Source organism: Vibrio rarus (assembly GCF_024347075.1).
GTDB lineage: Bacteria > Pseudomonadota > Gammaproteobacteria > Enterobacterales > Vibrionaceae > Vibrio > Vibrio rarus.
The window spans coordinates 2,358,386-2,376,766 of the sequence record NZ_AP024900.1; the positions used below are offsets into that span (position 1 = coordinate 2,358,386).

The window sequence follows — 18,381 nt, forward strand, 5'->3', positions numbered from 1 at the left end:
TAGGTGTGGTTAGACTCATACAAAATTGAAAGGGAAAATGATGTTTTTATCATCATTTTTGCTCAGGTTGGGCGATTCTACCGAATTTCAGCGCTTGTCGCTATCTTCATTTTACTTCTAGTGGTTGCCCTAACGTACGAATCAAGGTGACTTGCTGCTCTGCTTGATGGTTTGTGTGGTTTAATTTGGCTTTTACTAGCATGCCACTTAGCACTGCAAATCCGATACCAAACACAATACTCACCCATTCCTGGCCATTGAATATGGCGTCCGATATTTCGGCACCAACCAAGGCACCGAGGAATAAAAACAGCAGAGGAATTAAATAGACTAACGCGGCAGCGGCAAGGAGCGCTTTTTCTGGTAGACCTATCTCTATGATATCCCCTACCTGTACTTTAACCTTGCTGGTCAGTGTCCAAGCGTGCTGTTTATTACCAATGGCCTTGCTCACTTGTCCTGTAGCACAGCTGGATTTAGACGCGCACCCCTTACAGCTGGTCTGTTGCTCACAGGTTAACTCCACTTTAAATACTGTTTCGTCTGAATCTGAGGATGGCAACTCAGTTACCCTCGTCACCAGAGCCAATGCACTCATCATTGTTTAACTACCTGATGAAAAGTAACGGATTGTAAAATACGCTGTGCGGTACTGGGAGGAATATCTCCAACAACAATGATTTCATGATGATTAACCACGGCACTTTGCAAGGTCAATCTACCCTGCCTAACCAGTTGACGTTTTAAAGATAACTCGTCTTCTGGAGCAACATAAATAGAAAACTGAAATAAACCATCTGAATAAATTTGGCTCTCAACAATACGATTAGAGCCTAACAAGGGATGACTTTGCATTTTTTGACTGACAAAGCCTTGCGGCATCCAACTTGCACTCCAGGAAATTTCATCGACACTCCCATCGGGTAATGTCACCACATCGGGTAGGTGGGCTTTTTCCAGCCCTTTCATTATAGGAATGAGATGATCGGTTATGGAGTATGAAACGGTTCGGTACTGCTCTAATATTTCGCCATTACGGTCCATTAAATCGGCACGTAGCGGCAATGCGGTTTGTTCGTCAATCCATACGATATAGGAGTAGCGTTGCCCGTCTTTTGGCACCACTCTCACCACTTCAGTGGCTGAACCGGCTTCTCGCGCTCGACCTACTTTTACAAAGTCATAATAATCTTTGATTTTTTCGGGAGACACGTCCAGCATCGGCATTAACGGAGCCACCATTTTATCTGATGCAATGGTAAATGGGTCGATTCCAGGCTCAATATAGCTGATTTCATTACCGCGACGAATCACCTCTCTTACCGGGCCACTCAAATACATGAGTTGCGCAAACTGCGTGTCATTATCACTCGCTTGACGGTACACCAGAGGTTCAATACTACTCTTACGAATAAGTACATAGGACATCTCATAATTAAGCGTGTCACTGGCTACACTCATTTTATGCAGCAGAGCTTCAGCAGGGCTGGTATCAGCTAACGCTATCGGAGAGGTCGCTAAGCTGAGCAGCGTACATACGCTGGCCAGAAATTTCTTCATTTTACGTCCGTTTCTACATCAATATTGGCTTCGCTATGGTTCAAACGAAGTTGCAACTCATAATCTTGTAAGACCGTATTAATCCGTTGACGTTGCTCTGCCATCTGCTCACTTTGCGGTGAGTTAGATAGGGACTTAGCTCGTACTGAATCACGCGTTAAGCTTACAGGTTCGACGCTACCGGCCATGGGAATTGTCTGTAGTACAGGAAGCGTTTCTGTCGCAGAAGCCCCATCACCATCGGTACTGCCACCGTATTGTTGCACACTTAAAATGACCACAAAAGATACACAAGCAGCAACCGCTACTTGGCCAAACTGGGTTAGCCATTGAGGAAGCGCTTTTTTGGCTTGTTGCTGTGAAGGTTGCGCTTGTAAAATAGGTTCTACATTAGCGCGATGAACCGGCTCATCTTCAAGAGCCAAAGCCACTCGACTTGCAATATCCCAGTCAGTATTTTCTGGGGCATCACCTCGCATGACGTCACCAATTAAATGGTAGTTTTGCCATGTTTTCTGAGCATCTTTATTACCTTCAATGTCCGAAAGTACGCTCAAGTCTACCGACTCACTATCCATCAACGCTGATATTTTCTCTTTGTTAGACATTACTTTCACCATTGTAATTGCTTCTAACGCTGAAGGAGCGGTTGCATTTTTTTCTCTACCGCTTCTCGAGCTCTAAATATTCGCGAACGAACTGTGCCCACAGGACATTCCATAACCGCTGCTATTTCTTCATAACTTAAGCCATCGAGTTCTCGCAAAGTCATCGCTGTTTTTAAATCTTCAGGTAACGCTTCAATTGCATCAAACACAACCTCTTTCAATTCATTGGACAACGTTAAGTTTTCTGGGTTCGATATTTCTTTTAACGCATTCCCAGTTTCTATATATTCAGCATCTTCTGCATCAATATCGTTGGCAGGTGGTCTACGTCCTAAAGCGACGAGATGATTTTTTGCCGTATTGACCGCAATACGATAAAGCCAAGTATAAAATGCACTCTCTCCCCTAAAGTTAGGGATAGCTCGGTACGCCTTAATAAAGGTCTCTTGAGCAACATCAGCAACATCACTGTGGTTGTTCACGTATCGAGAAATCAAGTTACACACTTTATTCTGGTACTTTACTACCAAAAGGTTAAAGGCTTGCTTATCTCCATTTTGAATGCGATCAATTAGTACCTGATCGGTCAACTGCTCGTTCATTCGAGCTTTTACTCCTATATTCAGCTCCCATCTTCTCAGATATGAGTTTTATCACTGCATAATGTATATTGACACTTGCAACTACTAGAGCACTATTGTGACTCACTCGGGATAGAAAAGTTCATTTTGTTTACAATTTTTGCAAAACTTAGTCCAAAATGTGATGTACTAGAGGGGAAGTACAGTTTTGCATAGTTAGATTTTAGGTCTCTATGTTCTCAATTAAAACGAACTTCAGTCAAAGATTACAACTCTTGATATAGCGCATAGTTTTGCACGACAACTAGTAGTCGAATAGTAGCACCCAAGCTCTTCACAGAGTTAAGAATACGTCAAAAACCATAAATATAATATGTGTTCCAATTTAGGGTTAATTGTTGCTCTTAGCGAGCAACGGACAAAATAGGATATAAGGTTCCAATGAATTCAATCTCTCAACATCAATGTGATGTACTGGTCATCGGTAGCGGGGCTGCTGGACTGTCTCTAGCCCTACGTGTTGCAGAAAAATCTAAAGTTATAGTCATAAGCAAAAGCCTAAGCCGAGAAGGGGCTACTTTTTATGCTCAAGGTGGTATTGCGGCAGTATTTGACGAATCGGACACTGTTGAGTCTCATGTGGATGACACCCTCATTGCTGGTGCCGGGTTATGTGAAAAAGATAAAGTTCAGTTTATCGCTGAAAATGCAAAAAAATGCGTGCAATGGCTTATCGATGGCGGTGTGCCATTTGATCAGGAAAAGTCGGGGGATGACAATCAACCACGCTATCACCTAACGCGTGAAGGGGGCCACAGCCACCGACGCATTTTGCATGCCGCTGATGCTACAGGCATGGCAATGCAAACCTCTCTACAAGAAAACGTACTCAACCACCCTAACATCACCGTCTTAGAGCGACATAACGCCGTTGATTTGATCACTGAAGATAAAATTGCAGGGGATGCGCAAAAAGTGGTTGGTGCATACGTTTGGAATCGCGATTCTGAACATGTGGAAACGGTAGCGGCCAAATTCGTGGTGCTGGCTACCGGTGGCGCATCCAAAGTTTATCAATATACCAGTAACCCAGACGTCTCTTCTGGTGATGGTATAGCAATGGCATGGCGTGCGGGTTGCCGAGTGGCGAACCTTGAGTTCAACCAGTTTCATCCAACCTGCTTGTTTCACCCTGAAGCAAGAAACTTTTTACTAACAGAAGCTCTTCGCGGTGAAGGTGCATTCCTTCGTAGACCGGATGGCACTCGCTTTATGCCCGATTTTGATGAAAGGGAAGAGTTGGCACCTCGCGATATTGTTGCTCGTGCTATCGACTATGAAATGAAGCGTTTAGGTGCGGACTGCATGTATTTAGACATCAGTCATAAATCGGCTGAGTTCATTACTAAGCACTTCCCGACCATTCATATGCGTCTGCAAGATCTTGGTCTCGATATGACTAAAGAGCCGATTCCTATCGTTCCTGCAGCACACTACACTTGTGGTGGTGTGATGGTAAACCCTGAGGGGCAGACGGATATTAAACAGCTATACGCTATTGGTGAGGTGAGTTACACAGGCTTACACGGTGCTAACCGTATGGCGTCCAACTCTCTACTAGAGTGTGTGGTTTATGCTTGGTCCGCAGCGAAAAGCATCTTGCAGCAGCTAGAACATGCACAAATGCCTAAAGGGCTACCCTGCTGGGATGAAAGTCAGGTTAATAACTCGGACGAAGAGGTTGTGCTACAACACAACTGGCATGAACTTCGATTATTTATGTGGGATTACATGGGGATTGTACGCACCGATAAGCGATTAGAGCGTGCATTGCACCGTATTCAACTCCTACAACAAGAAGTGAACGACTACTACAGTAACTTCCGAGTTTCAAATAACTTGCTGGAATTGCGTAACCTATTGCAAGTAGCCGATCTAATGGTTCGCTGTGCGATGGAACGTAAAGAAAGCCGTGGATTGCATTACACTCTCGATTATCCTGAGATGCTGGAAGAAGCGAAACCGACTATTTTGACACCAAAGCCATCCAATAGAACCTATCCTAATTAATCTAATAAAAAAGGCGCCAATTCAGGCGCCTTTTTATGTCTGTCCGTTTGTGGCTACGAGCGAACCTTACTCAAATTATGAGCAACAACTTTATCTATCATTGCCGCATGTGCAAGATTTTCGCTACGACCGTGTCCCATAATCCAAGTAAACAAATCGGGATCATCACACTCTAATAGTGATACAAAATCCTTTTTTTCTTGTTCACTTAATCCTTCGAAACACTCTTCAAAAAAAGGCATGATAACGACATCTAATTCTAACATACCACGACGGCACGCCCATTTGATGCGCGCTTTTTGCTCTGATGTGTACATCATCCACCCCAAAATAATTTCATTTTATTAGCATGATTGTAACAGTCTCATACCTTTGTAACTATTAGTTCAATCACAGCTTAAAGCTTATTACTTTCAAAACTAAAACCAAGTTCAAAATTCCGCCCTTAGACATCAGTGTAAATAGTGATTACCATAGGCACAACCATTTAGCTCAAGGAATGACTATGAGAGCAAAACCTTCTATTTCTATTAAACCATTTTCACTGGCATGGACAGCACTTACCGACTGGCAAGCCATCACAGCAACAGGTGAAGAGAGTAAATCTTATCTTCAAGGGCAGGTGACCTGTGATGTTGTACAACTGAACCCTTTCCACTCTACTTTAGGCGCACATTGTGATGCAAAAGGAAGAATGTGGAGTCTGTTTCGTCTATTTCATCACCATGAAGGCTATGCGCTTTGGCAGCACAAATCGGCGATTGACACGGCCCTACAAGAAATAAAAAAATACTCCGTGTTTTCAAAAGTAGATTTAGCCATCAGTACTCAAGTAAGCATTGGTATTTTTGGTGAAGATGCGCAAGATTTCATCGACTCTATTACTGATGGAGGAGGCGATGTTCGCTGCTGTTATGCACATGGTAGTGCTATCAAAATAGACGCACAGCGTTGGTTGCTACTCATCGATGCTACGGAACAAAAAGAGCTAGAAAAAGAACTGCAAAACGCACAACAAATAGAACCCGAACTATGGGACTACTTTGATCTAATTCAAGGTATACCGCGCGTTACCGCACCCCACCAAAATAGCCATATCCCGCAAACATTAAATTTGCAGGCCTTATCCGGAATTAGCTTTGAAAAAGGTTGCTATACCGGTCAAGAAACCGTAGCCCGAGCCAAGTACCGAGGCACCAATAAAAAAGTGATGCGCCTCCTACAAGGTCAAGCTATGAACAACAATACCTACACTTTTGAACGTGAAGTAGGGGAAAACTGGCGCAGCGCAGGTGAAGCAATAGCTCAATACCAAGCGCCGAATGGTGATGCCCTAGCCCTTATCGTCCTCAATAAAGACATTGAATTTGAAACCCGCTTTAAACTCTCCGGCGATTCAGACAACTACTGGACACTAGTAGACCTCCCTTACAACCTAGAAGAATAGTCACCACCAAAGGGGGGTACTCCCCCTTTATCATGACACCCATCCTTTTTATTTAGACACCCATTGTTAAACACCTTATCAAGATATCCAAACTAACGAGAACTTATGGAAACTTATCGTGAACTTATCCGAAACTTATCGCGACACCCATAAGAAATTATCGAAACTTATCGCGACACCCAGAGTTCTTATCCCACGGATAAAGCATCAAGGATAAGCATGGAAGGATAACCATAGACATCCATAAAAGATAAGCATGGACATCCATCATAAATGTTTCCATCAGATGTTTTTTTACACCTAGTTACATTCCCACTTTTGATCCGTTAGAACTTTTACTACTAAGCCACGGTCTATATAAATACTGGTGATACAGAAGATTGCAATTTAGCACTAAACCCTACACTGCCATGCACAAGCATCATTAATAACTATGTCAAATTGCAAACACAGTTAAAAACATCAAAATAAATACATGTTCTGTTTATTAATCCAGTTACATCACAATTTTATGGAAAGAAATGACCTATAGTAAGCCTGCCATGGAGGCTAGATAATAATTAGAAATGAAAAAGGTATCAGAAATGAGACTGTTCAAACGTTATATTCCTAGCATGATCGCAAAGCACGTAAGTAGACTATTCAAGGGACGAATTTATATTTATGGTGTGGGTAAGTTTGAGTTTGATAACGGGAAGCTAATCCTCCCTAATCACGCTGAAGAACGTCACTACAAAGCAGTAAACGAAGTGAACGTTGAAGTGAAAAGGCTCCGAGATTGCTACATATAGTTGGCTAAAAAAAAGGAGGCTTTGCCTCCTTTTTGTTCATTTATGAATACTTATTCTAAGCGCTATTAATGACTCTTCATTACCCTTCCCCTACTATTACAACTACCGTATAAACGACCTACCAACTAGGCAGTTATCTTACTATCTAAGCTATTGCTAACTAAGCCACCCATTTATAATGAGCAAGACTCAATATCATTGACTAAACTAATATACGTTTATTGAAGTGGAGCAAAAGTATGCCTCGCCCTCGAAGAACTCAAATTAGTATCGAAGACACTCCCTACTACCACTGCTGTAGTCGCGTAGTACGACGAGCCTATCTTTGTGGGAATGACCCTTATTCAGGGAAAAATTATGACCACAGACGTGCATGGGTAGAAGCCTTGCTCATCAAACTAGCCGGCGTTTTTGCTATCGACATAGCCGCTTTTGCCGTTATGTCGAATCACTTGCATGTGGTATTAAAAGTTGACATTGATACAGCTAATAACTGGTCGGATAAGAAGGTAATTGAACAGTGGCATAAGCTGTTTAAGGGCGATGAACTTACCCACCGATTTGTAAATGGCAATATTATTGAAGCTCATGAAATTGAACAATTAAAGCACGCTATCGCTGTCTATCGAAGCCGACTTTGTGATATTAGTTGGTTTATGCGTTGCCTCAACGAGCCTATCGCAAGACAAGCAAATCAAGAAGATAAGTGCACAGGAAGATTCTGGGAAGGTCGTTTTAAATCCCAAGCATTACTTGATGATGCAGCCCTCCTCACATGTATGGCCTACGTTGATTTAAACCCGATCAGAGCTAAAATTTCCGATACTCCAGAACATTCAGACCATACCAGTATTCAACTCCGTATTCAGGGAGTTTTAAAAGGAGAACAACCAAAAACGCTTTTACCATTCATAGGTAATGAGTTGCAAAACCAAGGAAGGGGAATTGCATTTTCACTTAGTGATTATCTTGAATTGCTTGATGAAACTGGTCGCATCATTCGCAATGATAAACGAGGTGCGATAAGTGAGCACAGCGAAAAACTGCTTTCGAGAATAAGTATCCCTCCTAAAAATTGGCTCAAACTTACCACTGAATTTGGCCAACTATTTCATGGTCCAGTAGGCACGTTGGATGAATTAACCTGCTATTGTGAGCACCTAGAAAAAAGACGGCGACACTTTTCTTCATGTTGCCAGTACCTTAAAGCTAATTAACACAGCACTATTCTTTATATAAATGAGGGGTAAATGCAACATTTCCATCTCACCGAAGATGATACCTTCTTCTCTTGCTCTTGCTCTTGCTCTTGCAAAGACACTCCTACCTAAAAAATAGAAACGCATACTCAATTTTAATGATGGGGAAGCCTTATAAAATCTTTTTATAAAGAAGGTGTCCATATAACCCTTCACTATAAAAACCGATAGGTGTCTGCTTAAAAACCATTCATTAAATATGGGTGTCTACTTAAAAACCACTCTATAAAAACCGATAGGTGTCTGCTTAAAAACCATTCATTAAATATGGGTGTCTACTTAAAAACCAAAAACCAAAAACCACAAAACTACTTAGCCAATTTAGGAAGGTCACCTTTTAAACCCAGGGCATGAGCCATCACTTGTTTTTTTATGCCTGGTAATCTTCCGGCAAGGGTCATTCCTAGACCACGAAATAGCTTCTTCAGCGGGTCACTGCCTTCGAACAGTTCTTTGAACCCTTGCATACTGGTGATCATTTTAAGCGCCTCTGTCTTCCTCCAGCGTTCAAAATGCCTAAGGTTAGAATACTCACCGATATCTTTACCTAGATTCCAATGCTTTTCTATTTCTTCCGCTAAAGTAACCGCATCCAGAAGCCCCAAGTTAACACCCTGCCCCGCTAATGGGTGAATGGTATGTGCAGCATCACCGATTAGAGCGATTCTCTCTTTAGCAAAATCTCGGGCATATCGCATTTTTAAGGGGATGGCTGTTCGTTCGGTAATATGGGTGGCCTGGCCTAAGGTCATGTTGAAGTCTACAGTGAGTTGTTTGCAGAATTCTTCATCTGAGGCTTTCATTAGTAACTCTGCTCTATCTGTATCTTGAGACCACACTATGGAGCATAGGTTTGGCTCATGCAGTGGTAAAAATGCCAGTGGACCGGTTTCCGTGAACACTTGTCTTGCTACATTGTTATGTGGTTCACACGTAGTGATATTAGCAACTATCGCTGTGTGATCGTAATCCCATTCAGTAACAGGAAAACCTTGTTGCTGACGTACCCAAGAGTTAGCACCGTCAGCGGCTACAACCAACTTAGCCGTCAGGTTTTGACCGTTATCTAAAGTCAGCCATGCTTCTCGCTCTCCAACTGCCAGGTTGGTGCAACGATTCGGGTGAAATAGGCTTACATTATCTAAAAACTCCACTTGCTCACGCAAAGCCTGCAAAATAATTTGATTCTCAACAATATGCCCCAAATCATCTGCAAAGATGTCGTCGGCGCAAAACTTTATCTGAGCAAAGGTATCTTTTTCCCACACTTCCATTGCCGTATAAGGTGCATGGCGATGGGTTAATACTTTAGGCCAAGCGCCTAAGCGCTGAAGCACTTTTTCACTAGCACGGCTTAAAGCAGAGACTCGAGAGGCAGGCTGATCCGTCACGGGTTGCGCTTCAGTACTTTCAATAATAGCTATTCGAATATCGGTATCTTTTAATGCCAAAGCTAGAGTTAGCCCAACCATACCACCACCGACAATTACTAAATCTACGTTTTTTATCATTTCTGTGTTCTACACCAATCCTAAGCTACGGTTCTTGACCGCGCCTTGTATAGCAGGGGCTATATCAAAGATAGCGAGTCCTACATTTCTGGCCACCACCATTGGCAGCCAATCATTTGAAAATATTCTGACAAAAGCTGAGGTCATGGCACAAGTGGCTTCTCTATCGGCCTCTCTGCTATCACGATACTTGGCAAGACAATGATACTCACCACAATCCTCATCATTCGATACAGCATCAACTAAAGCCGCAACATCTCGAATACTAAGATTAAAGCCCTGACCAGCAATAGGGTGCAAGGTTTGCGCCGCATTCCCAACAAACACAATGCGATGATGAATCAAGCGTTCCCGCTTATGCAATTGCAACGGGTAACTGGCTAGCGCTCCAACCTTATTAAAGCGTCCTAATCGCCAACCAAATTGACCTTGTAACTCAGTCAAAAACTGCTGTTCATCCCAAGCAAGTGCCTGCTTTAGCATAGTTTCAGACATACACCAAACCAAAGACATTCGATTATCAGTCATCGGCAATAGAGCAACTGGACCATGGGCAGTAAATCGCTCATAGGCTCGATTTCTATGAGGCTGTTCTAACTCAACATTCGCAATCAAGGCATGCTGTTCAAAGTCATCAATAGATTTAGTGTTATTGATAAGTTCAGCCACTTTCGAGTTAGCCCCATCGGCCGCAACAATAAGCTTACCCGTCAGCTGAATGCCCGATTGCAATTCAACGTCAACATGATTGGCGTGTTGGACAAGTTGAGTGATCGCATCAGGGCAAAATAGGTCAATGTTAGGATCAAGCTGTAATTGCTCTTGATACACTCTACCCACATCCGCTAACTCAACCACCGCACCTAACAGCTCTTTATCCAATTGCTGTGCATCAAATCCCGTTTGTGCAAAATGCCCTCGATCAGAGACGTCAATACTGCTAATTGGCGTAGCGTTTGCTGACAAGTCAGACCAAAGGGCATACTTGCGCAATAACTGCACACTGCCCAAAGATAAAGCAATCGCTCTTGAGTCAAAACCTGGGTGTCTCGATAAATTGTCCGATAAATTACTCGTTGAGGGGTTATGCTGTACAGGCCCAGCAAAAGCCTCTACCACCGCCACTCTTTTATTCGCCACTCGACTCAATGCCAGAGCAAGGGTTCCCCCACTCATCGCACCACCAATTACAATGACATCATATTGCAACTGCACGCTTCCTTATTAGCAAGATTAATGAAGTGTTGTAGACTCAGGTTTGCTTGGCTTTTTACCCAACTCAGCATAAATAGTAAGAACACATATTTTAGCATGCTCAAGAACCTGCTCTAAAAGAGCCAATTGCTCTTCCACGTCTTCTTCAGGGTATACTTCTACTTTTGAGATCTCTAACAAATCTTGCAAAGCTTCCTTGGTTTGCTCACTGGCTTTGTTTACCTGAGCATCAATCAAGCCTAAACCCGAAACAAAATGGCTAACCCATTCGCTCATTGCCTGTGCATACACCGCAATGTCACTCTCTGTTGGCAACAAAATACTCAACTCAAAGTTATCATCACTGAGCTCACCTCGTGCCACCTGCAGACACTGCTCTGCTAATGCCAAACTCGGCATCGGCCATCCCATACCATCGTTGGTATAATCAAATAACAACGATTGCCAAGCATCACTATCATTGGCGAGTCCCCCGCCTAACATACCAATTAGAAGGCCATGCATCTCTGCCGGTGTCACGGCTATTTGTGCCGTTTTAAATTCATCAGCAACAGAAAAATAATCAGGTAAAGAGAGCTTACTCATGAGACAAGGTTCCTATAGAGAGTTATAGCGTTATCTTATCACTTGGTGGATACTCATTACAGACACAAATCGGTACTCACCACGCTTCTTATTGGAGTACTTTGTCACTTAAAAGTGCCGAGCAATTAAACAAATTGCTCTGTTTCTAGCTAATTAAACAGACAATCTGTCACTCAAGAGCGGAAAAGCTTGAATCTTGCTGGTGGTTTTTCTATAGTTTCTTGCTTATACGGTGCACAGGACGCACAGCTTTTTGGGAGCGGTAACGAGTTGTCGAGCATGAGCAATCAAGCAGTTGAAATTGAAATTTTAGGTAAGATTACTCGAGTAAATTGCCCTGCAGGCAAAGAAGATGCTCTGCGACAAGCTGCCCAGAATCTTGATCAACGAATTAAAGAGATGGCCGATAAAACCAAAGTGGCCAATACGGAAAAATTGATCACCATAGCAGCACTGAATATCTGCTATGAGCTATTAGAAAAAGAAGCCTCTAGTGAAATCCAACAAGATATCGAGCAGCGCCTTGAACTCCTTGATGGAAAACTAGACAAAGCGCTGACTAAAGAGTAACAATAGCCAACTGGACGGCAAGAATTAAAATTACCCTGGGGTGTGCGTCAGCTGGATTTATGTCCCTGAGCCGATAAGCAACCCTTAAGGGTTAGTATTTGACGACTATTGAGCAAGCTCGACTCGTATCGAGAAGCCTACGGTCTTCATTGCTGATCCGCCTTGAACCAGCTGGTTCAAGGGCCAAAATCCGCAACGGCACTCTGGGGTTCCTCATGCAATTACTATCCACTCGTAGTGATATACGAAAACACATTCGCGCAGTTCGTGGCGCTCTATCACACACCCAACAAAACCACGCATCTTCGCAACTGGTAAAACAATTCCGTCAACTCACCGAATTAACCACAGCTAAAAATGTGGCTCTATACTTAGCCAACGATGGCGAAATAGATCCCATTTTAGCCATCCAGTGGTGCTGGGAAAATGGCATTAACACCTGCATCCCCGTTCTACACCCTTTCTCTAAAGGGCAGCTACTCTTTCTCCAGTATAACGAACACAGCCAACTGCAAAAAAACAAATACGGTATTCTAGAACCTAAGTTACGTATGCAAGATATTATTCCCGCAGCCCAGCTAGATATCATTTTCACCCCTCTAGTGGCCTTCGATACCCAAGGACAGCGCCTCGGTATGGGGGGTGGCTACTACGACAGAACCTTAGCCCCATTTACCAACATAGCAACCCCTAAACCCATTGGCATCGCCCATGACTGCCAACACCTTGAACAGCTACCCAGCAAAGAGTGGGACATACCATTAGAGAAAATAGTCACGCCTAGTAAAACATGGAACTGGCCGTAAACTTAGCGTTCCTCTTCTTGTGGCGCATTCTCTTATTCTCCAATTCGGTATATAATCGCCCCGACCCCTTTATCCTCGATCTGGAGAATTCGAATGACCCAAGATGAAATGAAAAAAGAAGCTGGTTGGGCAGCGCTAAAATACGTAGAAGCTGGCGCAATTGTTGGTGTTGGTACAGGCTCTACTGTTAACCATTTTATCGACGCTTTGGGCACTATGAGCGATAAGATCAAAGGGGCAGTGTCTAGCTCTGTAGCATCAACAGAGAAGCTAGAGCAACTGGGTATCAAAGTATTTGATTGCAATGAAGTTGCTGCCCTTGACGTTTATGTTGATGGCGCAGATGAAATCAACGCCGACAAAGATATGATTAAAGGTGGCGGTGCCGCTCTTACTCGTGAAAAAATTGTCGCGGCAATTTCTGAAAAATTTGTCTGTATTGTTGATGGTACAAAAGCTGTAGACGTACTGGGTAAATTTCCGTTACCAGTAGAAGTCATTCCAATGGCTCGCTCTTACGTGGCTCGTGAACTGGTAAAACTTGGCGGTGACCCTGTTTATCGTGAAGGTGTTATCACAGATAACGGCAACGTAATCCTTGATGTACATAGCCTTAAAATCACCAACCCGAAACAACTAGAAGACCAAATTAACGCACTGGCTGGCGTAGTCACTGTGGGTTTATTTGCGCATAGAGGTGCAGATGTGGTCATTACAGGTACACCAACAGGTGCAAAAATCGAAGAGTAATGGAATTAACTTCCAAACCACGAACTTTTTAAGATATTGATTTAAAAAGACTTTAAAGAAAGTGAGTACTATTGTTAGTGCTCACTTTTTTTTTATTGTAATTTTCTTACCCAAATTGTTCATTTTTTGATAATTTAAGGGGAGTCCGATTTAGAAAGCCATTGCTTTTCGGAATTAATTTACTCAAATGTTAAGGAATAACCGCTATGACCAGAGTCTCTCTAGACAAAGACAAAATCAAAATATTACTTCTAGAAGGGCTACACCCTTCATCGGTTGAAGTACTAGAAGCGGCGGGATATTCCAACATCCAATACCATAAAGGCTCTATTTCAGAAGAAGAACTCATCGAAGAAATTAAAGATGTACACTTTATTGGTATTCGCTCTCGCTCTAACTTAAACGAACGCGTTTTAGCAGCCGCCGATAAATTGGTTGCTATTGGTTGTTTTTGTATTGGTACCAACCAAGTTGACCTTAAAGCGGCAGCAGCTAAAGGGATTCCCGTATTTAATGCACCGTTCTCAAATACACGAAGTGTTGCGGAATTAGTTTTAGGACAAATCCTGCTACTTATGCGTGGTATTCCAGAGAAAAATGCCCTTGCTCACCGCGGAATTTGGAAAAAAAGTGCCGAACTCTCTTATGAAGCAAGAGGAAAACGCTTAGGTATTATTGGTTATGGTCATATCGGTACTCAGCTTAGCATCATCGCTGAAAACTTAGGTATGCGTGTCTACTATTATGATATTGAAAGCAAATTGTCTCTTGGTAATGCCACTCAAGTACGCACTATGGCAGAGTTGCTAAACAAATGTGATGTGATCAGTTTGCATGTTCCAGAAACGCCATCCACTAAAAACATGATGGGAGCCGAAGAGTTTGCTCTAATGAAACCAGGGGCTATCTTCATCAATGCTGCACGAGGCACAGTTGTTGATATTCCAGCTCTTTGTGACTCTCTAGAATCTCGTCATCTAGGTGGTGCTGCCGTTGATGTATTCCCAGTAGAGCCAAAAACCAACGCAGATTCATTTGAAACTCCGCTAATGCAGTTTGATAACGTGATCCTTACTCCACACGTAGGGGGGTCAACTCAAGAAGCACAAGAAAACATCGGTGTTGAAGTGGCCGGTAAGCTGGCGAAATACTCAGACAACGGTTCAACGTTATCTAGTGTCAACTTCCCTCAAGTATCGCTACCGCAAAGTGGCAATGGTACATCGCGTTTATTGCATATTCACGAAAACCGCCCAGGCATACTAACCCAAATCAACACCATCTTTGCTACCGCTTCTATTAACATCGCCGGTCAGTACCTACAAACTAATAATGATATTGGTTATGTTGTGATTGATGTTGAAGCCGATCGCTCTCAAGAAGCTCTAGCCAAACTAAAAGAAATCGACGGCACGATTCGCGCCCGTCTACTGCACTAATTTATAGAGTTAATAATAAACTCAAGCTTTGCAAGCCTAAGCTAAAACAAACAGACTCAAAAGCCCTTACTGTAGCGTTAAACATAGCAATGTCGCAGTGAGGGCTTTATTTTACTATTTAATTTTATAATTCTATTTAAGCTTAAAAATCACTTCAACACGGTCTTTAATCACTATCGTCGCATCCTGATAACTCTCTCCTCGCGCCGCAGAATCCATACTCACGCTGCGTGATAACATGGGGCGAGACTGCGCAGACTGATAGCGCACCTGCCACACACTATCCACGCTCTTATTAAAGCCTTTTGCTACCGCGCTGGCTTTTAACTGAGCATCTTTAATCGCCTCGCTACGAGCAATAGCTTGATACTTAGAAGGGTCTTTAACACTTAACTGCACTCGGTCAATACGATTAATACCAGAGGCTAAAGCGATATCTAATAGCTTAGGTAACGCCGTTAACTGTTCCACCACAACCATAACCTGCCGTGAAGCCTTATAACCTCTTTGTTCTGGATCCCCTTTTTTGGGGTAATGCATTTGAGGTAGTAACTGAATATTGCCACTTTGTATGTCCTCTCTAGACACCGCAGACTGTTGTAGCTTTTGTAGCAACTTATCTACCACTAAATCGGCGGCAACCTTTGCCTGCTCTGCACTCTCCTTGATAACCACCACTTGTACGCTAAATTCCGCCATATCAGGCTCAGCACGCACCTCTCCGAAGCCAGTGGTAATAAGATGTGCAAAGTTAAGCGATTGTCCTTGTGCTCCCAAAGCGCACACTAAGATGGCTATAGAAAAAATCAGCCTCAGTATTTTCATCACACACTCCTGTTTCGTTTGTTATTGGATCCTTCCTATCAATCATAGTCAGGAATCATAGCCAGAAACTAAACACGCATATTCTTTATTAAGAAAGTGCCGGAGCTAAAACGAAAAAACGCGCCAAAAGGCGCGTTTATGAGTCAATTCGTAAGGTGTATTACGATTCCACTTTGTTTAAATGTACATCCATTTGAGGGAATGGGATTTCAATACCATTTTCATCAAGAGCAATTTTAATCGCTTTAAGAGTATCAAAATAAACATCCCAATAATCTTCGGTACGACACCAAGGACGAACCACAAAATTCACAGATGAGTCAGCCAGCGCTAACACACCAATTTGAATGCCTTTATCTTTAAGTAGACGTTCATCCGCTTCCAATGCCTGACGAATAACCTGTTCGGCTTTTCTCAAGTCTGCTCCGTAAGAGACCCCAATAACATGGTCAATACGACGGGTAGCGTGTCGTGAATAGTTCACTATTGGGCTGCCAATGACACTGCCATTAGGCACGATAACCATTTTGTTATCAGGAGAAGTCAGTACAGTTTGGAAAATTTGAATGGAATCAACTGAACCTGCAACGCCGCCAATTTCAACGTAGTCACCTGATTTAAATGGACGAAATGCAACGATAAGCACACCAGCAGCAAAGTTAGACAGTGACCCTTGCAACGCAAGACCAACCGCTAAACCAGCAGCACCGATAATGGCAACAACAGAGGCTGTTTGCACGCCAAGACGGCCAAGAGCGGCAATCAGTACGATAACAAACAATAGATAACGCACCATGGCATGTACAAAATCAATTACGGCCTTATCTAAATCACGCTTTTTAAGCACTTTAGAGACACTGTTCGCAATCATTTTGGTAATAATATTACCAATAAACAGAATGAGAACGGCGGTAATGATATTCACTGCGTACCCTATCAATAGATCGGTATTGTTAATGAACCAGTGATGGGCACCTAACATACCTTCATGAAGGGCATCTACATTTGGGATTTGTGGAGTTTCTTGTGACATTGTAAATTTCTCTTCCGTAATAAAGTGTTACAACTTATGCTGTTACCAGCATCATACGTCCATATGTACGTTATAAGTCAGACTTCTGTAAAAAACAGAGCATGTTCAAGACTTTAAAGACTGCGCTTAAAAACTGCACTTAAAAACTATAGTACAGAAGACAAAAAAAACCCGCTATAAAAGCGGGTTTTTCTAATTTAATTAGTATGTTGCGAAGTAATTACAGCACATCAATCGCATTAAGGTCAGCAAACGCTTTTTCAAGACGCGCAACCATAGACGTTTGACCTGCACGTAGCCATACGCGAGGATCGTAGTGCTTCTTGTTTGGCGCAGCTTCACCAGTAGGGTTACCAATTTGACCTTGTAGGTAATCGCGGTTTTTAGCTTCGTATGTACGCACGCCATCCCAAGTTGCCCACTGAGTATCAGTATCGATGTTCATTTTAATCACACCGTAGCCAATAGACTCTTTGATTTCAGCTTCAGAAGAACCAGAACCACCGTGGAATACAAAGTTAAGTGCATTTGGTGCAATACCAAATTTCTCAGCACAATATGCTTGAGAATCACGTAGGATAGTTGGAGTAAGTACTACGTTACCCGCTTGATAAACACCGTGCACGTTACCGAAAGAAGCGGCAATAGTGAAACGAGGGCTAATAGCGTGTAGCTTCTCATAAGCGTAAGCAACATCTTCAGGAGAAGTGTATAGCTCAGACGCATCCATATCAGAGTTATCAACGCCGTCTTCTTCGCCACCAGTACAACCCAGTTCAATTTCTAGAGTCATACCCATCTTAGCCATACGCGCTAAGTATTTAGAACAGATCTCAATATTCTCTTCTAGAGGCTCTTCTGAAAGATCAATCATGTGTGAAGAGAAAAGAGGTTTACCTGTTTTAGCAAAATGTTCTTCACCTGCATCAAGCAGACCGTCGATCCAAGGAAGGAGTTTCTTCGCCGCATGGTCAGTATGAAGAATGACTGGAATACCGTAAGCTTCAGCAACCGAATGAACGTATTGTGCGCCAACGATGCCACCAAGAATTTGTGCGCCTTGGCCTTCTAGTTTCACGCCTTTACCAGCAAAGAAACCTGCGCCACCATTAGAAAACTGAACAATAACTGGAGCTTTAACTTTCGCTGCAGCTTCTAGTACACCATTTACTGAATCCGTGTTAACAACATTTACAGCAGGAAGAGCAAAGTTATTCTCTTTCGCTACTTCAAATACCTTCTGCACGTCATCGCCTGAGATAACACCTGGTTTTACAAAATCAAAGATCTTAGACATGGAATAAGTCCTATTTTCTGTCGTTTAGTATTAA

Annotated in this window: 19 protein-coding genes and 1 other RNA gene; 9 read left to right on the forward strand and 11 right to left on the reverse strand. The window is 42.8% G+C overall.

Going from position 1 to position 18,381, the window contains the following annotated elements; all coding sequences use genetic code 11:
• Positions 1 to 106: 106 nt before the first annotated feature.
• Genes OCU56_RS10695 through rpoE form a run of 4 tightly spaced genes read right to left on the reverse strand, consistent with a single transcriptional unit; the run spans position 107 to position 2,770 of the window.
• Positions 107 to 601, reverse strand: a complete 495-nt coding sequence (locus OCU56_RS10695; protein WP_261873207.1) for a SoxR reducing system RseC family protein — start codon at positions 599 to 601, stop codon at positions 107 to 109.
• A complete protein-coding gene (gene rseB / locus OCU56_RS10700; protein WP_261873208.1) occupies positions 598 to 1,560 on the reverse strand; it encodes a sigma-E factor regulatory protein RseB in 963 nt (320 codons plus the stop codon). Before rseB ends, OCU56_RS10695 begins: the two co-directional genes overlap by 4 nt.
• Positions 1,557 to 2,168 (reverse strand): RseA family anti-sigma factor, encoded by a 612-nt coding sequence (locus OCU56_RS10705; protein ID WP_261873209.1) that lies wholly within the window; start codon positions 2,166 to 2,168, stop codon positions 1,557 to 1,559. Before OCU56_RS10705 ends, rseB begins: the two co-directional genes overlap by 4 nt.
• Before the next feature lie 23 nt (positions 2,169 to 2,191).
• Positions 2,192 to 2,770: an RNA polymerase sigma factor RpoE gene (rpoE, locus tag OCU56_RS10710; protein ID WP_261873210.1), complete on the reverse strand. Its 579-nt coding sequence runs from the start codon at positions 2,768 to 2,770 to the stop codon at positions 2,192 to 2,194.
• A 420-nt stretch (positions 2,771 to 3,190) separates the two neighbouring features.
• On the opposite strand from rpoE, the gene nadB reads away from it, so the two are divergent.
• Positions 3,191 to 4,819, forward strand: a complete 1,629-nt coding sequence (nadB, locus tag OCU56_RS10715; protein ID WP_261873211.1) for an L-aspartate oxidase — start codon at positions 3,191 to 3,193, stop codon at positions 4,817 to 4,819.
• Between the two features lie 53 nt (positions 4,820 to 4,872).
• Here the strand turns inward: nadB and OCU56_RS10720 are convergent, their stop codons facing one another.
• Positions 4,873 to 5,136 carry an FAD assembly factor SdhE gene (locus OCU56_RS10720; protein ID WP_261874811.1) on the reverse strand — a complete coding sequence of 88 codons (264 nt, stop codon included), beginning with the start codon at positions 5,134 to 5,136 and terminating at the stop codon, positions 4,873 to 4,875.
• Between the two features lie 188 nt (positions 5,137 to 5,324).
• Between OCU56_RS10720 and ygfZ the strand changes: the two genes are divergently transcribed.
• The 3 genes from ygfZ (at position 5,325) to OCU56_RS10735 (ending at position 8,274) form a co-directional block, all read left to right on the forward strand.
• Positions 5,325 to 6,266: a tRNA-modifying protein YgfZ gene (gene ygfZ, locus OCU56_RS10725; RefSeq protein ID WP_261873212.1), complete on the forward strand. Its 942-nt coding sequence runs from the start codon at positions 5,325 to 5,327 to the stop codon at positions 6,264 to 6,266.
• A 584-nt stretch (positions 6,267 to 6,850) separates the two neighbouring features.
• On the forward strand, positions 6,851 to 7,057 hold the full coding sequence (locus OCU56_RS10730; protein WP_261873213.1) for a DUF1107 domain-containing protein: 207 nt from the start codon (positions 6,851 to 6,853) through the stop codon (positions 7,055 to 7,057).
• A gap of 239 nt (positions 7,058 to 7,296) precedes the next feature.
• Positions 7,297 to 8,274, forward strand: coding sequence for a transposase (locus tag OCU56_RS10735; RefSeq protein WP_261873214.1), 978 nt, complete (start codon positions 7,297 to 7,299; stop codon positions 8,272 to 8,274).
• 350 nt (positions 8,275 to 8,624) lie between these two features.
• On the opposite strand, the gene OCU56_RS10740 is transcribed toward OCU56_RS10735, so the two are convergent.
• From OCU56_RS10740 to OCU56_RS10750, 3 genes are read right to left on the reverse strand one after another with little or no spacing between them, the layout of a single operon-like run.
• Positions 8,625 to 9,827 carry an FAD-dependent monooxygenase gene (locus OCU56_RS10740; protein ID WP_261873215.1) on the reverse strand — a complete coding sequence of 401 codons (1,203 nt, stop codon included), beginning with the start codon at positions 9,825 to 9,827 and terminating at the stop codon, positions 8,625 to 8,627.
• 9 nt (positions 9,828 to 9,836) lie between these two features.
• Positions 9,837 to 11,036: a 2-octaprenyl-6-methoxyphenyl hydroxylase gene (ubiH, locus tag OCU56_RS10745; protein WP_261874812.1), complete on the reverse strand. Its 1,200-nt coding sequence runs from the start codon at positions 11,034 to 11,036 to the stop codon at positions 9,837 to 9,839.
• A 24-nt stretch (positions 11,037 to 11,060) separates the two neighbouring features.
• Positions 11,061 to 11,627 (reverse strand): UPF0149 family protein, encoded by a 567-nt coding sequence (locus tag OCU56_RS10750; protein WP_261873216.1) that lies wholly within the window; start codon positions 11,625 to 11,627, stop codon positions 11,061 to 11,063.
• Between the two features lie 279 nt (positions 11,628 to 11,906).
• Here OCU56_RS10750 and zapA point away from each other — a divergent pair, with 279 nt between their 5' ends.
• The 5 genes from zapA (at position 11,907) to serA (ending at position 15,192) form a co-directional block, all read left to right on the forward strand.
• The gene (zapA, locus tag OCU56_RS10755; protein ID WP_261873217.1) at positions 11,907 to 12,197 is read left to right on the forward strand and encodes a cell division protein ZapA; all 291 of its coding nucleotides are present in this window, start codon (positions 11,907 to 11,909) and stop codon (positions 12,195 to 12,197) included.
• Positions 12,198 to 12,226: 29 nt separating this feature from the next.
• Positions 12,227 to 12,411: non-coding RNA, 6S RNA (gene ssrS / locus OCU56_RS10760), on the forward strand.
• 1 nt (position 12,412) lies between these two features.
• Positions 12,413 to 13,003, forward strand: a complete 591-nt coding sequence (locus OCU56_RS10765) for a 5-formyltetrahydrofolate cyclo-ligase (RefSeq protein WP_261873218.1) — start codon at positions 12,413 to 12,415, stop codon at positions 13,001 to 13,003.
• A 93-nt stretch (positions 13,004 to 13,096) separates the two neighbouring features.
• A complete protein-coding gene (gene rpiA, locus OCU56_RS10770) occupies positions 13,097 to 13,753 on the forward strand; it encodes a ribose-5-phosphate isomerase RpiA (protein WP_261873219.1) in 657 nt (218 codons plus the stop codon).
• 206 nt (positions 13,754 to 13,959) lie between these two features.
• Complete coding sequence (gene serA, locus OCU56_RS10775) at positions 13,960 to 15,192, forward strand: phosphoglycerate dehydrogenase (RefSeq protein ID WP_261873220.1); 1,233 nt, start codon at positions 13,960 to 13,962, stop codon at positions 15,190 to 15,192.
• Between the two features lie 132 nt (positions 15,193 to 15,324).
• Here the strand turns inward: serA and OCU56_RS10780 are convergent, their stop codons facing one another.
• The 3 genes from OCU56_RS10780 to fbaA all read right to left on the reverse strand — a co-directional run bounded on the left by OCU56_RS10780 (position 15,325) and on the right by fbaA (position 18,347).
• Positions 15,325 to 16,017: an SIMPL domain-containing protein gene (locus OCU56_RS10780; RefSeq protein ID WP_261873221.1), complete on the reverse strand. Its 693-nt coding sequence runs from the start codon at positions 16,015 to 16,017 to the stop codon at positions 15,325 to 15,327.
• Positions 16,018 to 16,177: 160 nt separating this feature from the next.
• Positions 16,178 to 16,999 (reverse strand): small-conductance mechanosensitive channel MscS, encoded by an 822-nt coding sequence (mscS, locus tag OCU56_RS10785; RefSeq protein WP_261874813.1) that lies wholly within the window; start codon positions 16,997 to 16,999, stop codon positions 16,178 to 16,180.
• A 271-nt stretch (positions 17,000 to 17,270) separates the two neighbouring features.
• A complete protein-coding gene (gene fbaA, locus OCU56_RS10790) occupies positions 17,271 to 18,347 on the reverse strand; it encodes a class II fructose-bisphosphate aldolase (protein WP_261873222.1) in 1,077 nt (358 codons plus the stop codon).
• Positions 18,348 to 18,381 lie beyond the last annotated feature (34 nt).